13 protein-coding genes are annotated in these 13,994 nt (G+C 74.2%); all 13 read right to left on the reverse strand.

Annotation, left to right across the window (positions count from 1 at the left end; genetic code table 11):
* Window positions 1-118: 118 nt before the first annotated feature.
* Window positions 119-1,846 (reverse strand): DUF4153 domain-containing protein, encoded by a 1,728-nt coding sequence (locus ACFV8H_RS23660; protein ID WP_380403261.1) that lies wholly within the window; start codon window positions 1,844-1,846, stop codon window positions 119-121.
* Between the two features lie 212 nt (window positions 1,847-2,058).
* On the reverse strand, window positions 2,059-2,949 hold the full coding sequence (locus tag ACFV8H_RS23665; protein ID WP_380403264.1) for a carbohydrate ABC transporter permease: 891 nt from the start codon (window positions 2,947-2,949) through the stop codon (window positions 2,059-2,061).
* 50 nt (window positions 2,950-2,999) lie between these two features.
* Window positions 3,000-4,019 (reverse strand): carbohydrate ABC transporter permease, encoded by a 1,020-nt coding sequence (locus ACFV8H_RS23670; protein WP_380403266.1) that lies wholly within the window; start codon window positions 4,017-4,019, stop codon window positions 3,000-3,002.
* Window positions 4,020-4,261: 242 nt separating this feature from the next.
* Window positions 4,262-5,647 (reverse strand): ABC transporter substrate-binding protein, encoded by a 1,386-nt coding sequence (locus tag ACFV8H_RS23675; RefSeq protein ID WP_380403269.1) that lies wholly within the window; start codon window positions 5,645-5,647, stop codon window positions 4,262-4,264.
* Between the two features lie 311 nt (window positions 5,648-5,958).
* Entirely contained in the window at window positions 5,959-7,179 is a 1,221-nt protein-coding gene (locus ACFV8H_RS23680; RefSeq protein WP_375889336.1) for a cytochrome P450, read from the reverse strand.
* A 161-nt stretch (window positions 7,180-7,340) separates the two neighbouring features.
* Window positions 7,341-8,579 carry a cytochrome P450 gene (locus ACFV8H_RS23685; RefSeq protein WP_380403272.1) on the reverse strand — a complete coding sequence of 413 codons (1,239 nt, stop codon included), beginning with the start codon at window positions 8,577-8,579 and terminating at the stop codon, window positions 7,341-7,343.
* Entirely contained in the window at window positions 8,576-9,286 is a 711-nt protein-coding gene (locus tag ACFV8H_RS23690) for an ATP/GTP-binding protein (RefSeq protein WP_380403275.1), read from the reverse strand. The genes ACFV8H_RS23685 and ACFV8H_RS23690 overlap by 4 nt, the downstream gene beginning before the upstream one ends.
* Window positions 9,267-9,635 carry a DUF742 domain-containing protein gene (locus tag ACFV8H_RS23695; RefSeq protein ID WP_375889341.1) on the reverse strand — a complete coding sequence of 123 codons (369 nt, stop codon included), beginning with the start codon at window positions 9,633-9,635 and terminating at the stop codon, window positions 9,267-9,269. Before ACFV8H_RS23695 ends, ACFV8H_RS23690 begins: the two co-directional genes overlap by 20 nt.
* Window positions 9,632-10,078, reverse strand: a complete 447-nt coding sequence (locus ACFV8H_RS23700) for a roadblock/LC7 domain-containing protein (RefSeq protein WP_375889342.1) — start codon at window positions 10,076-10,078, stop codon at window positions 9,632-9,634. The genes ACFV8H_RS23695 and ACFV8H_RS23700 overlap by 4 nt, the downstream gene beginning before the upstream one ends.
* Window positions 10,078-11,883 carry a sensor histidine kinase gene (locus ACFV8H_RS23705; RefSeq protein WP_380403279.1) on the reverse strand — a complete coding sequence of 602 codons (1,806 nt, stop codon included), beginning with the start codon at window positions 11,881-11,883 and terminating at the stop codon, window positions 10,078-10,080. Before ACFV8H_RS23705 ends, ACFV8H_RS23700 begins: the two co-directional genes overlap by 1 nt.
* A 262-nt stretch (window positions 11,884-12,145) precedes the next feature.
* On the reverse strand, window positions 12,146-12,709 hold the full coding sequence (locus ACFV8H_RS23710; RefSeq protein WP_380403282.1) for a Clp protease N-terminal domain-containing protein: 564 nt from the start codon (window positions 12,707-12,709) through the stop codon (window positions 12,146-12,148).
* A 3-nt stretch (window positions 12,710-12,712) separates the two neighbouring features.
* Window positions 12,713-12,949: an RNA polymerase subunit sigma-70 gene (locus ACFV8H_RS23715; RefSeq protein WP_350513675.1), complete on the reverse strand. Its 237-nt coding sequence runs from the start codon at window positions 12,947-12,949 to the stop codon at window positions 12,713-12,715.
* Window positions 12,950-13,034: 85 nt separating this feature from the next.
* A complete protein-coding gene (locus ACFV8H_RS23720) occupies window positions 13,035-13,796 on the reverse strand; it encodes an SDR family oxidoreductase (protein ID WP_380403285.1) in 762 nt (253 codons plus the stop codon).
* Window positions 13,797-13,994 lie beyond the last annotated feature (198 nt).

Consider the following 13,994-nt stretch of genomic DNA (forward strand, 5'->3'; position numbering starts at 1 on the left):
GAGACAGGGGAGCAGCGTGCTCCCGGTCGGCCCCGCGGCATTCCCGGCCGTCCCCGGCCCGCCCCCGGCCCGCCCCCGGCCCGCCCCCGGCCCGCCCCCGGCCCGCCCCCGGCGGCCGCTACCAGCCCCGCTCGGGCGCCAGCCCGGCCCGCTCGCAGGGCCCCCGCCCCGACAGCGGCCCCTCCACCAGCGGCCGCTCGGCCAGCACCTGCCGGGCCCCGGTGACCGAGCCGCCGGCCGCGTACCAGGGCCGGGTGTCCCGGTCGAGGTCGCGTCGGATCAGTTGCAGCGCGCAGGACCGCTGCGGCTCGGGCAGCCGGTCGAGGGCGGGCACCGCGTCGGCCGAGAGGTCGCGGACGTTGCGCAGGTCGATCTGCTGCGACCGCTCGTACCGGGCCACGTTCTGCTCCGCGACGATCGCGTCCGGCCCCATCAGCCCGTAGACGGCGACGGTGAGCATCCCGCTGAGGACGACGGCGCGCGGCAGCCAGCCCCCGCCCCGACGGGTGAGCCCGGCGGCGAGCAGCAGCAGGAACACGGCGCCCAGCCAGATCTCGACCACCAGCACCCACAGCCGCAGCGTCGTCAGCCCGGAGGCGTCCACGTAGAACCACATCCGGCCGAGCGCCGAGGCGACCACGGCCAGCGCGAGCAGGCAGAGCAGTCCGAGCAGGATCCGGGCCAGCCGGCGGTCACTCGGGGTGGTGCGCGGCGCCCAGCGCTTGGCGACGGCCACCACGACCAGGGTCAGCACGGTGATCACGCTCAGCTGCCAGAAGCCCTGCCGGGCGTACGCGGAGCGGCTCATCCCGGTGTTGGCCAGCACGGCGTCCGCGCCGCCGAGCACCATGACCGCCTGGACCACCGCGAAGGCGCCGAACAGCAGGTCGAGCGCGACCAGCGGCAGCGCCCACTCCAGCCGTCGCCGTTCGCGGCCCGGGCGGACCTCCAGCCGGTCCCAGCGGCGCGGCCCGGCGGCGATGTGCGCGAAGCCGAGGGCGGTGAGCGTACCGAGCCCGAACAGCGTGCCGCGCCCCGGCAGCTGGTGGACGTCGAAGCTGGGGACCAGGCCGGCCAGCAGGTCCGCCATGGCGGCGTCGGCGCCGGCGAACAGCAGGCCGAAGACGGTCAGCAGGACGGCGGCGACCGCGAGCGCCTTGAGCAGCGGGACGAGCCGTCCGGCTCCCGGCAGCGGGCGGCCCTCCAGACTGTCCCAGATCCAGCTCAGCCCCGGGATCAGCTGCCAGACCAGGGCGGGCAGGGCGAGCAGCACCCCCGGCCAGCGGCGCCCGCCGTGCAGGGCCAGCGAGGCCAGTCCCAGCGCGCAGCCGGAGGCGAGCACTGCGGGCCAGCCGGCGTCCCAGCGGGCCGGGACGGCGAGCAGGGCGAGGGCCAGCAGGCTCCAGGCGAGCGTCCAGGGCCGGATCCGGCGGCCGGCGGTTCGGGCGACCAGACCGGCGACCCCGGCCGTGGCGGCGCCGCAGATCAGCAGATTGGCGCCGATTCCGTCGTAGAGCAGCCAGGCCGTCAGCAGTCCGGCGAGCACGGCGAGCAGGAGGACCCGGGGGGTGGCGGCCGCGTGCCGCTCGGGGTCGGTGGCGCGCAGCCGGCCGGGCTGCGGGGGCACGGGGGCGTCCGGCGCGCGGTACGGGGCACCGGGCCGGTACATGTCGAACGGCGAGTCCGGGGCGGCTTGCACGTCCGGCTCGGCCGACGGGCTGTGGCCGGCTGACAGGCCGTGCTCGACCGGCGAGCTGTGGTCGGCCAACAGGCTGTGGCCGGCCGACGGGCCGTGCTCGGCTCCGGGCTGCGGATCGGTCGGGGCAGGCGTGGACGGGCCTGGCATGAGTCCCCCTCGGTGGTCGGCGGGCATGCGGAAGCCGTCCTCCGGGCGGTCCGCGGGGCGGGCGTACTCGACGCCTCCCGCAGCCGACTGTAGACGATTCTGAACAAGTTCAAAAGTTGGTTCTGAACGTGTTCAGAAGAGCCCGGAGGCCGCCGCCCCGGCGCCCGCCGCGGACACGTACCGCACGGCGAGCCGAAGCCGGGCCGTCCGCCCTACCCCTTGACCGATCCCGCCAGCAGTCCGCGGACGAAGTACCGCTGGAGACCGAAGAAGACGATCAGAGGCACGATGATCGACAGGAACGCCCCCGCCGTGAGCAGCTCCCAGCGCCCGCCCAGCGACCCGGACAGCTGTGCCAGCCGGACCGTCATCGGCGCCACCTCCGGTGTGCCGCCGGCGAAGGTGAGCGCGACCAGCAGGTCGTTCCAGACCCAGAGGAACTGGAAGATCGCGAACGAGGCCAGCGCCGGGGCGCACAGCGGCAGCACGATCGAACGGAAGATCTTGAAGTGCGAGGCGCCGTCCACCACCGCCGCCTCCATCAGGTCGCGCGGCAGCTGGGCGATGAAGTTGTGCAGCAGGAACACCGCCAGCGGCATCGCGAACATGGTGTGCGCCAGCCAGACCGGCGCGTAGCTGCCCTTGAGGTCCACCGCCGGGATCAGCGTCAGCGCCCCCAGGTGCGCACCACTGGAGAACAGCCGCAGCAGCGGGATCAGCGCCATCTGGAGCGGCACCACCTGGAGCGCGAACACCGTGAAGAACACCGCGTCGCTCCCCCGGAACCGCACCCACGCCAGCGCGTACGCCGCCATCGCCGCGAGCACCAGCGGGAAGAAGGTGGCCGGGATGCTGATCGCCAGCGAGTTCACCAGGAAGGGCAGCAGGCCGGTGGAGCCGCCGGAGCCGCCCTCGAACAGCACCGTGTGGTAGTTGCCGAGGCCGAAGTCCGGGTGGAGCAGGGCGTTCCACCAGCCGTCCTTCGTCACGTCCTGCTTGGGGCGCAGCGAGGTGACCAGCAGGCCGAGGGTCGGGACCGTCCAGAGCACCGTCACGGCGATCACGAACAGCGAGGCCAGCGGGCTGCTGAAAGCCTTCCGCACGGGGCTCCCCCCGACCGGACGGCGGCTGACGGCTTTCGCCTCAGGAATGCTCACCGCACCTCACGCTCCCTCCGCAGCTGGACGATGTTGTAGGCCACCAGCGGCAGCACCGCGAGGAACAGCAGGACCGCGAGGGCGCCGCCCCGCCCGTCGTCGAACTGCGCGAAGGACTGCGTGTACATCTCGTTGGCCAGCACCTGGGTGCCGAAGTTGCCGCCGGTCATGGTGCGGACGATGTCGAAGGCCTTCAAGGTGATGATCATGACCGTGGTCAGGACGACCATCACCGTGGTGCGGATCATCGGCACGGTGACGTGCCGGAACAGCCTCACCCCGGTCGCACCGTCGAGTCGGGCCGCCTCCACCACCTCGTCCGGGATCGCCTTGATCGCCGCCGAGAGCACCACCATCGCGAAGCCGGTCTGCACCCAGACCATCACCGCCATCAGCAGGAAGGTGTTCAGCGGCTGGCTGAGCAGCCAGTTCGGCGGGTCCGACCAGCCCACCGCGTGGGCGAGCTGGCTGAGCAGGCCGATCTGCGGCTGGTCCTTGCCGCGCGCCTCGTAGACGAACTTGAAGATGATCGAGGCGCCCACCAGGGAAATCGCCATCGGCATGAAGATCAGCGACTTGTAGACCGACTGGCCGCGCATCCGGTCCACCAGCAGGGCCAGCACCAGGCCCAGACCGGTCGCCACCAGCGGCGCGACCACCAGCCACAGCAGGGTGTTGAGCAGCACCTTCCGCACCGAGTCGGTGGTGAACGCCCAGCCGAAGTTCTCACCGCCGACGAAGGTGCCGTCCGCGCCGTGCAGGCTCAGGTAGACCGTGCGGATCAACGGCGCCACCAGGCCGACCGCCAGCAGCAGCACCGCCGGGCCGAGAAGGACCAGGACGGCCAGCGGGCGGGCCAGCCGGCCCCGGGCGCGCCCGGCGACCAGGAAGACCACCAGCAGGACGCCGAGGAAGCCCGCGATCGCGCCGAAGCTGTTGCCGAACTTGATCGCCGCGTCGCCCCAGGCGCCGACGGCCAGGGAGCCGGCGGCCGGCGGGGAGCCGGTTACGGGCATGGCTGCACGTCCCTTCGGTTCGTCCAGCGGGAAGGGGAAACGGGGTCGGGAAGCGGGGTCGGGAAGCGGGGTCGGGAGGCAGGTCAGGGGAGGAGGGGCGGGCGGTGCGGGTGGGTGGCCCCGCACCGCCCTCGGCGGGTGGTCCCGGACGCCGACCGGGCGGGCTGCTCCGGCGGCCGCTCGGTCGGCTGCCCTGTCAGCTGCTCGGTCGGCGGCTGCTCGGTCGGTGGCTGCTCGGGCGGCTACTTCGGCCAGGCGGCGTCGATGTCGGCGGCGACCTTCTGGATCGACTGCCCCTCGGCGAACCAGGCGGTCAGCGACGTCCACTCCTGCCCGGAGCCGATGGCCGCCGGCATCATGTCGGAGGCGTCGAAGCGGAAGGTGGCGCTCGGGTCGGTCAGCGCCTCCGCGGAGAGCTTGTCGATCGGGTCGGTGTAGAGGCTCTTGTCCACGCCCTGGTTGGCCGAGACCCAGCCGGTCGCGGTCCTCACCCGGCTGCTCGCCCAGTCCGCACTGGACAGGTAGTTCTGCACCGCCTGCGCCTCGGGCTTGCCGGAGAAGGCGGCCAGGAACTCGCCGCCGCCCTCGACCGGGTTGGCGATCGACGGGTTGACGGCGGGCAGGTGGAAGGCGAAGACGTCGCCGTCCGGGGCGACCTTGGTGCCCTTGGGCCACTGCGCCTCGTAGAAGGAGGCCTGCTGGAGCATCGCGCACTTGCCGGTGAGGATCGGCGCGCCCGCGTCCTGGAAGGTGGTGGTGGCGATCGACTTGACGTCGCCGTAGCCGCCGTTGACCCAGGCCGGGTTCTGCATCCAGTCGGCGACCGTCCGCATCGCCGTGGCGATCTTCTCGTCGGAGAACTTCACCTGGTGGCCGACCCACTGGTCGTACACCTCACCGCCGTACGTGCCCAGCACCACCTCCTCCAGCCAGTCGGTGGCCGGCCAGCCGGTGGCCGTGCCGGAGGCGATGCCCCCGCACCAGGGCTTGGGGCCGCCCGCCTTGGCGATCCGGTCGCTGAGCGCCATGAGGTCCGCCCAGGTCTTCGGCACCTCGTAGCCGGCCGCTTTGAAGGTCTTCGGCGAGTACCAGACCAGGGACTTCATGTTGGCGCTCATCGGCGCCGCGTAGAAGGTGCCGTCGACCGAGCCGTAGGTCTTCCAGACCGGGCTCCACTTGCCCTGGTTGGCGACGGTCTGGGCGGGCGGCTTGACCACCTTGCCGCTCTTCACCATCTGCGCCAGCAGGCCCGGCTGGGGGATGATCGCGAAGTCCGGGGCGTTGCCGCCGGCCACCCGGACCGGCAGCTGGGACTCGAAGTCGTTGGACCCCTCGTAGCTGATCTTGATCCCGGTGCACGAGCTGAACTCGGCCCAGGACTTCTCCAGGTTGTCCGACTCCGGGCTGAGGATCGAGGCGAACATCGTCACCGTGGTGCCCGAATGCCCGGCGTACGGCTGGTACTTGGCGCAGTCACCGGTCAGCGTCCGGGCCGCCCCGTCGCCGCCGCCCGAACCGCCGGAGCTGTTCGAGCAGGCCGCGGTCAGGGCCAGCGCCGCCAGCAGGGCGGATACGGCCAGCGGTCGACGGCGCGAACTCGCGGACGGCGCGGTCGGGTTGAGGGTCAATGCGGTCCTCCTCGCCAGGGCATGCTGCCTCGGGTGGGCTGAACGACATTGCGCTGTACCGGAGATGGGCGTGCAGGGATCGCTGGGCGAGCGGGCGGCCGAACCGATTCGACGACGTTAACGCAGCCTTCCGCCGCCGCCAAGGTCCATGGTCGACCTTCCCCCACACCGGTGCCCCGATCATCACGTCCGAAACCGGCGACCGCCCTCCGGCGGGCCGCGGGCGTGCCCGGTGAACGCCCGCGGCCCCGCCCGGAATCCGGACGGGGCCGCCTATCCGACGTGTCGTCAGCACATGCCGGTCGGGCCGGTCACCAGAGCCGGACGGGCAGCTCCCGCAGGCTGTTCACCACCAGCGACGGGCTCGGCCGCAGCTCGCCGTCCGGCACCGCCGGGGCCAGCCCGGGGAAGCGCTCGAACAGCGCCGGCAGCGCGACCGCCGCCTCCAGTCGGGCCAGCGGCGAGCCGGGGCAGACGTGCGGACCGTGGCCGAAGGACAGATGGCGGGTCGGGTCCCGGGTGATGTCGAAGAGCTCCGCCGTCACCCCGTGCTGCAGCGGGTCCCGGCCGATCGCGTTGTACGAGACCAGCACCGGGTCGCCCGCCGGGATCACCAGCTCGCCGACCTCGATCGGCTCGGCGGCGAAGCGGAACAGGAAGTTGCTGGTCGGCGGGGTCCAGCGGAGCGACTCCTCGACCACCGCGTCCCAGGAGACCTCGCCCGCGCGCACCAGCGCCAGCTGGTCCGGGTGCGCCAGCAGCGCCCGCACCGCGTTGCCGATCAGGTTGACGGTGGTCTCGTGGCCGGCCGCGATGATCACCCGCAGGGTGGCCGCCGCCTCCGCGTCGGTGAGCGCCCCGCCCTCGGTGTCCGCCGCCAGCAGCACGCTCGCCAGGTCCTCGCCCGGCGCCGAACGGCGCTGCGCCACCAGGCCGTTGACGAAGGCGTTCAGCCCGGCGACGGTCGCCTGGATGCCCTCCGGGTCGGGCTTGACCCCGAAGAACCGCTCGTACAGGTCGCGCAGCAGGCCGTGGTCCGACTCCGGGACGCCCAGCAGCGAGCAGATCACCGTCATCGGCAGCGGGAAGGCGAAGGCCGACTTGAGGTCGACCAGCGGCTCGCCGGCCGCCAGGGCGTCCAGCAGCGCGTGGGTGATCTCCTCCACCCGCGGGCGCATCAGCTCGACCCGGCGCGGGGTGAAGGCCTGGGCGACCAGCGCCCGCAGCCGGCGGTGCTCGGCACCGTCCGTGGTCACCATGCTCGGGCCCGGCACCGCCAGGCCGATCAGCGGCCAGGTCTTCGGCACCTCACCGCGCTGGTAGGCCGCCCAGTGCCGGGCGTCCTTGACCAGCCGGGCGTCGGTCAGCAGGTCGCGCGCGGCCGCGTGCCGGGTCACCGCCCAGGCGGCGACCCCGCCGGGCAGCACGACCGGCACCGCCGGACCGGCGGCCCGCAGCAGGGCACCCTCGGCGGCGTTGTCGCGGGCCAACGGGTCGAGGGCGATCGGGGCCGGGGCCGGGGCAGCGGTCATCGGCGGCAACTCTCCTTGACGTAAGGGTTCTTCGAACGGTTGTGCACGTCCTGTGGATCCTGACCGGCCCGACCAAGATCCGCAAGGCCTCGCGGGGGCCCGTCCTCGAACGCCCCGCAGGCGGGAGTCGGAAGACGGGCCCTCGGCATGTCGGACGGAACCTAGTACCCCGGGCTGAACGAGACCGGCAGCGCGACCAGTCCGCGCACCCAGGCCGAGGGCCGCCACACCAGGGCGTGCTCGGCCACCGCCAGCCGCAGGTCCGGCAGCCGGTCCAGCAGCACCTCGATCGCGGTGGTGGCGATCACCTCGGCCGCCTCCTGGGCCGGGAACGGGCAGCCGTGCTCGCCGTACGAGTAGCTCATGTGCGCCCGGTTCCCCTCGGCCGGACGGCCGTCGGGCCGGCGCACCGACGGATCCGCGTTGGCCCCGGCGAAACCCAGCAACAGCATGTCGCCCTCGGCGATCCGCTGGCCGCCGAGCTGGGTGTCCCGCACCGCCCAGCGGCCGGCGAAGATCTGGGTCGGGGTGTCCTCCCAGAGCGCCTCGTTGAGTGCCTGGCTGATGCTGCGCCGACCGCCGGCCAGCGAGGCCGCGAAACGCTCGTCGGTGAGCATCAGCCGCAAGGTGTTGGAGATCCAGTACGAGCTGGGCTGGTGACCGGCGATCAGCAGCACCCGCAGGTCGCGCATCACCTCGTCGTGGGTCAGCCCCGCCGGGTGCTCCAGCATCCGCGAGGCCACGTCGGCCCCCGGGTGTTCGGACTTCTCCTCCACCAGCGCGAGCATCAGCTCCAGCAGCCGCTGGGCGCCGGCCGGGGCGTCCACACCGCCGTCCAGCATGGCCAGCAGCGCCGCGATCAGCTGCGGTGCCTGCTCCTCGTCCAGGCCGAGGACCCGGCACAGCACCAGCAGCGGCATCCGGTGCGCGTACTCGGCGACCAGGTCGGCCTCGCCGCGCCCGGCGAACTCGTCGATCAGCCCGTCGGCGATCTCCTCGGCGTGCTTGCGCAGCTCGTACGGGTCGATCCCGGCCAGCGCGTCGGTGACCGCCCGGGACCGCCGGACGTGCTCCTCGCCCTCCGCGTACAGGATCGACGGCACCGGGGCCATCATCGGCTTCAACGGCCAGTCCGCGGGCAGCGTCTGCCACGCGTGCCAGCGGCTGGAGTCCCGGCCGAACAACTGCGGCTGGCCGGTGACCTGCTGGAGCTCCCGGTAGCCGATGACCAGCCAGGCGGGCACGCCGCCGGCCAGCTCGACCGGGGCGACCGGGCCGTGCGCGGCGCGCAGCTCGCGGTAGAGCTGGGCCGGGTCGGTCTGGAAGCGCGGCCCGTACAGCGGCGTGGCGCCGGCGTGCGCCGGGCAGCCCGGGGGCGGGGTGACGGCGGGCTCGGTCACGGGGTGCTCTCCTCGTAGATCGCGTCGGGTGCTCCGGGTCCGGCCAGCGCGGCCGCGTCGGCCCCGGCGAGGGCGGCCAGGTGGTGGACCAGCTCGATCAGCACCCGCTTGCCGGACTCCCGGTCACGGGCGTCGCAGTCCACCAGCGGGACCTCCGGCGGCAGGTCCAGCGCCTCCCGGACCTGCTCCAGGGTGTGGCCGGGCTCGCCGAAGTTGTTGCGGGCCACGACGAACGGCGTGCCGTGGTGCTCCAGCCGGTCGATCGCGTACCAGGAGTCCTCCAGCCGCCGGGTGTCCACCAGCACGACCGCCCCCAGCGCACCGCTGAACAGCCGGTCCCAGAGGAACCAGAAGCGCTCCTGCCCGGGCGCGCCGAACAGGTACAGCACCTGGCGCTCCGACAGGGTGATCCGGCCGAAGTCGAAGGCGACGGTGGTGGAGCGCTTGCCCCAGCTGCCCGCCGGGTCGATGCCCTCCCCCGCCCGGGTCATCACCTCCTCGGTGTTCAGCGGGCGGATCTCGCTGACCGAGCCGACCAGCGTGGTCTTGCCCACCCCGAACCCGCCGACCACGACGATCTTCAACGCGTTGTCGGCGGTCGCCCGCAGCGGGGTGCGCCCTGCGGGCCGGAGGTCCTGGACATCCTGGAGATCCTGGAGATCCTGGACATCCTGGAGGTCCTGGAGGTCAGAGCCGTTGGAGGCCATGCAGCACCTGCTTCAACGTGTCGAGATCGGGCAGCCGGGCCTTGTTCGGCGCGAACCTGGGGTGCCGGGCGGTGACCGCCCCGGCCTCCAGCAGGTCGCCGAGCAGGATCTTCACCACCGAGACCGGCAGCTGCAGCTCCGCCGCCACCTCCACCACGGCGGTCGGGGCCTCGCACATCCGCAGGATCCGGACGTGCTCCGACTGCATCCCCGGCGCCGGCTGCCGCTCCGCGACGATCAGGGTGACCAGGTCGAAGGCGACCGAAGGGGCGCGGCTGCGGCCCCCGGTGATGGTGTAGAGGCGGTCCGGGTCGTCGTCCCGGCCCGGCAGCACGGGCCCGGCGTTCATATCCCGGCGCTCTCGCCCGCGGCGTCCGCGCCGGGTTCCGCGTCCGCCTCCCGGGCGGGCGCGCTGAGGTGGACGCCGATCTGCTCGATCAGGCCGTGCATGTTGTGGCCGACCACGCCCACGTCCGCCTCGTCGTCCGTGACCACCGCGAGGTGCGCGCCCTCACCGGCCGCCACGATGCACAGGATGCCGCCGTGGAACTCGGTCATCGACTGCCGCACGCCGCCGCTGCCGTCCCCGAACTCGATCGAGGCGCCGTGCGCCAGGCTCTGCAGTCCGGAGGCGATCGCCGACAGCTGGTCGGCCTGGTCGGCGCTCAGCCCGGCGGTGTGGCAGAGCTTGAGGCCGTCGGCGGACAGCACCAGGGCGTGCCGGCTGCCGGGGGTGGCCGCCAGCAGGTTTTCCAACAGCCAGTCGAGGTCGCGGTCGGTGGCGCTGCTCATCAGGAGTCCTTCTCGGTGACGGGGGAAGCGTCGGGCGTGGTCTCGGTGTCGGTGTCCGCGGTCGGCGCCGCCCCGGGGGCGGGCAGCGCCGGCTGGGCGGCCCGGCGGAAGGCCCCGAACCGGGCGGCGGCGCGCGCCGTGTCGGTCCGTACGGGCTTCGCGGCCGGGGCCGCCGCCGGGGTGGTGGTGGCCATCGTCTGGCCGCGGCGGCGCTGCGGCAGGCCGCTGTCGGTCATCCGGGTCGGCCCGGACGGGGTCTGGGCGGGGGCGGCAGGCGCCGGGGCCGCGTGTGCTGCAACGGCATGGGCCGGAACGCCAGGTGCCGGGACGACAGGTACCGGGACGGCCACGGCAGTCGGGGTCGAGGCAGTCGGGGTCGAGGCGAGCGGCAGCGAGGCGGGCGCCGGGCGGGCGGGGGTGAGCGCCGGGCGCACGGACTCCACGACCGGCGCGGACGCCGTCACGGGCGCGGCCGCCGGGGCGGGCGCCGGAACCAGGTGGGTGACCACCTGCTGCGGGATCAGCATCACCACCCCGGTACCGCCGCGGGCCGACGGCCGGAAGGAGATCTGCAGCCCGTGCTTGCGCGCCAGCACGCCGACCACCGCGAGGCCCAGCCGGGTACCGGCGGACAGCGTGGCGAGGTCCAGCGGCTCGGCGGAGACCGCCCGTTCGGCCCGGCGCAGCCAACTGTCGCTCAGGCCCAGCCCGCTGTCCTCGACGGTCACCGCCAGACCGGCCGGCACCTCCTCGACGTAGACGTGCACCTCGGCCGGTGGAGCGGAGAAGTTGGTGGCGTTGTCCAGCAGTTCGGCCAGCGCGTGCATCACGCCTTCGGCCGCGAAGCCGGCCACCGCGGCGGTGCTGGCGTTGTGCAGCCGGACCCGCTGGTAGGCGCCGATCCGGCCGAGCGCACCGCGCAGTACCGACTCCACCGCGATCGGCTTGGCCCAGCGGCGGCCGGAGCGGGCGCCGGTGAGCACCGCGATGCTGTCCGCCATCCGGCCCGCCTGGGCGGTCGAGTGGTCCAGCCGCAGCAGGTCGCCGAGGACCTCCTCGTCGTGCCGGTGCTGCATCTCGCGCAGTTCGGCGTGCATGCTCGTGGCCAGCGCCTGGACCCGGCCGGCGGCGGTCGCGCAGACCGCGAGCGCGGCGGCCCGCAGGCGCTCGCCGCGGCCGACCTCCTCGCCGACCGCGCGCAGCAGCGCGTACTGGGGGTGCTTGCGGTGGGCGGCCAGCGCGCTGTCCACGGACGCGCCCCCGCGGAGCTTCTCCACCACCTCGGGCAGGACGCCCTCGGGGATCCGCTCCAGTTCGGCCCGCTCGTCGGCGGCCCGCTCCCGCTCCGCCCCGGCCGCGGCCCGCTCGGCCTCCAGCCGGGCCCCCAGCCGGGCCAGCTCGGCGTGCGCGGCGGTGAGGTCCGCCTCGACCCGGGCGTGCTCGGCGCGGGCGGCGTCCCGTTCGGCGAACGCGGCGGCGGCCCGGTCCTGGGCGGCCGTCTCGGCCTGCCGGGCGGTGCCGGCGGCGACCAGCGCGGCCCGGGTCTCCCCGTGCTGGACGGCCAGGTCCCCGGTCAGCCGGCGGGCGCGCTCGGCGCCGCTCGCGGCCAGGCCGACCACGATCAGCCAGAGCACCGCCACGGCGGCCACCGCGAGCGCGGTGAGCGGTTGGTGCGCGCCCAGGGCCCGGCTGATGCCGACCGGCGCGGCGACCAGCGCCAGCAGCACGGCGGCCGCGGTCAGGGCGACGGTGCGCGGCGCGGAGCGGCGGCGCGGCCGACCGTCGGGGCTGGTGGCTTCTCTCATCGGGGCGGTCCTCGGCAACGTCGGCGGGCGGCGGCGCGGGCGGCGGGTCGGCGACGGTTGCGGCCGCCGACAGCTGGTCGGGCGCATACCAGACCGCCCGGTGGCGTCGCGAAACGCCTCCGGGCGGCTGATCGGTTCACGCTTTCGGCCGATCATATCGATTCAGACATTGGCCTCAACCCGCTAGTTGACGGTCAATCTCCTTCATTCACGCCGAGTACACCGCACGGCGACACCTTCCACCCCTTCCCCGCACCGCCGCTCAGGCCAGTTCCGCCTCCACCGCCTGCCGCACGGCGGCCGTGTCCAGCCCGTGGTCGGCGACCACCAGCACCCCGAGCCCCTCCCCCTCGCGGAGCACCCCGAGCAGCAGGTGGCCCACCCCGATCTCCTTCGACCTCAGGCGCAGCGACTCCCGCAGGGAGAGCTCCAGCGCCTTCTTCGCCGGGGTCGAGAACCGGATGTGCCCGGCCGTGGAGCCACCGGAGCGGAACCGGCCCCAGCGCTTGCGCCCCTCCTCCGGCGGGGTGTCCAGCGCCCCCTCCCCGAAGGCCGCCTCGACCGCCTCCCGCACCGCGTCCAGGTCGACCCCGATCGTGGCCAGGACCTGCCGGTCCCCCTTCCCCCGCAGGCGCCGCACCGCCTGCCGCGCCGCCTCCTGGTCCAGGCCGGCCCCGATCAGCACGGCCGTCGCCGGATCCTGCGACTGCTCCAGGACCCCCAGCAGGAGGTGCTCCGTCCCGACCCGGTCGTCCCGCAGCTGCCTCGCCTCCTCCTGGGCGATGACCACGACCCTCCGGGCCTCCTGGGTGAACCGTTCGAACATCGCTCAGCCTCCGTCCTCGCCCTTGCCGGGCCCCCGTCGTGCGTGCTTCTTGTGGACCGCCTGCCTGGTCACCCCGAGGCAGACCGCGATGTCCTGCCAGGACCAGCCCTGCGACCGGGCGTTGCCCACCTGGAGGGCCTCCAGACGGTCCGCCAGATCACGCAGGGCGCGGACCGCCCGGAGCCCTACGGCGGGGTCACGACTGCTCGCGGCGGCCGCGAGCTCTCCGCTCTCGCTCATGACGTCAACTCTGGTTGACACCCTCCGGAATGTCAACCCTGGTTGACAACTGCGCGGCGGTTCGGCCGAGCGGCGGGCCGGCGGCTCAGCCGAACCGCCGCGCCAACGCCTCCTCGAAGGTCCCCCGCCCCACCGCCCGCTCCGGCGTCGTCAGCCCACCCGCCCGCAGGGCCCGACCCACCGCCCCCGGCACCCGCAGCGGCAGCACCGGCCGCCGCCGGCCCGCCGCCCGCAGGTACGCCTCCGCCAGCTCCCGGTACGACCGCACCCGCGGCCCGCCCACCTCCGGCGCGAACCCGGCCGGCTCCCGCCCCACCAGCTCCACCAGCCGCTCCGCCACCTCCCGGACGTCCACCGGCTGCACCCCGGCGCCGCTCACCACCGGGAACACCGGCAGCCGCGCGCTCAGGTCGAAGGCCTTGAACAGCAGGTCGTGGAACTGCGTCGCCCGCAGCACCGTCCACCCCAGCCCCGACTCCCGCACCACCCGCTCACAGTCGAGCTTCGCCCGGTAGTACCCGAGCGGCACCCGGTCGATCCCCACGATCGACACGTACACCAGGTGCCGCACCCCGGCCCGCCGGGCCTCCGCCACCAGCCGCCCGACCCCCTCCACGTCCTTCCTCCCCTGCGTGGTCGCGCAGTCCAGCACCGTCTCCACCCCGGCCACGGCCGCCGCGATCCCGGCCCCGCCCACCAGGTCCCCGACCACCCACTCGACCCCGTCACCCGCCGCCCGCGCCCGACGGCTCAACCCCCGCACCGCCACCCCGCGCGCCACCAGCAGCCGCACCACCTCCCGCCCCAACGTCCCCGTCGCCCCGGTCACCAGCACCGTCCCCGTCACCACACCACTCCTCTCACCGAACGCCGAGCACCCGCGCGCCCACGCACCCCCTATGACCGACCACCACCCCCATCCGTGACATCGGCGCCCCGGGACAACGAGAAGAGGCGGGGGGGGGCGCGGGGCAGAACCCCCCCCCGCCCCCCCGGGGGCCCCCCCCCGCGGGCGCGCCGGAGCGGGTATAACAAAAACAAACAC

Origin of the sequence: Kitasatospora sp. NPDC059827, assembly GCF_042731675.1 — a bacterium.
In the GTDB taxonomy this organism is placed as follows: domain Bacteria; phylum Actinomycetota; class Actinomycetes; order Streptomycetales; family Streptomycetaceae; genus Kitasatospora.

What these genes read in the sequence shown, in the direction of transcription:
- ACFV8H_RS23660 (WP_380403261.1), bottom strand. Translation starts at nt 1,846, where the DNA reads ATGCCAGGCCCGTCCACGCCTGCCCCGACCGATCCGCAGCCCGGAGCC.
- ACFV8H_RS23670 (WP_380403266.1), bottom strand. Translation starts at nt 4,019, where the DNA reads ATGCCCGTAACCGGCTCCCCGCCGGCCGCCGGCTCCCTGGCCGTCGGC.
- ACFV8H_RS23680 (WP_375889336.1), bottom strand. Translation starts at nt 7,179, where the DNA reads ATGACCGCTGCCCCGGCCCCGGCCCCGATCGCCCTCGACCCGTTGGCC.
- ACFV8H_RS23690 (WP_380403275.1), bottom strand. Translation starts at nt 9,286, where the DNA reads ATGGCCTCCAACGGCTCTGACCTCCAGGACCTCCAGGATGTCCAGGAT.
- ACFV8H_RS23695 (WP_375889341.1), bottom strand. Translation starts at nt 9,635, where the DNA reads ATGAACGCCGGGCCCGTGCTGCCGGGCCGGGACGACGACCCGGACCGC.
- ACFV8H_RS23700 (WP_375889342.1), bottom strand. Translation starts at nt 10,078, where the DNA reads ATGAGCAGCGCCACCGACCGCGACCTCGACTGGCTGTTGGAAAACCTG.
- ACFV8H_RS23705 (WP_380403279.1), bottom strand. Translation starts at nt 11,883, where the DNA reads ATGAGAGAAGCCACCAGCCCCGACGGTCGGCCGCGCCGCCGCTCCGCG.
- ACFV8H_RS23710 (WP_380403282.1), bottom strand. Translation starts at nt 12,709, where the DNA reads ATGTTCGAACGGTTCACCCAGGAGGCCCGGAGGGTCGTGGTCATCGCC.
- ACFV8H_RS23715 (WP_350513675.1), bottom strand. Translation starts at nt 12,949, where the DNA reads ATGAGCGAGAGCGGAGAGCTCGCGGCCGCCGCGAGCAGTCGTGACCCC.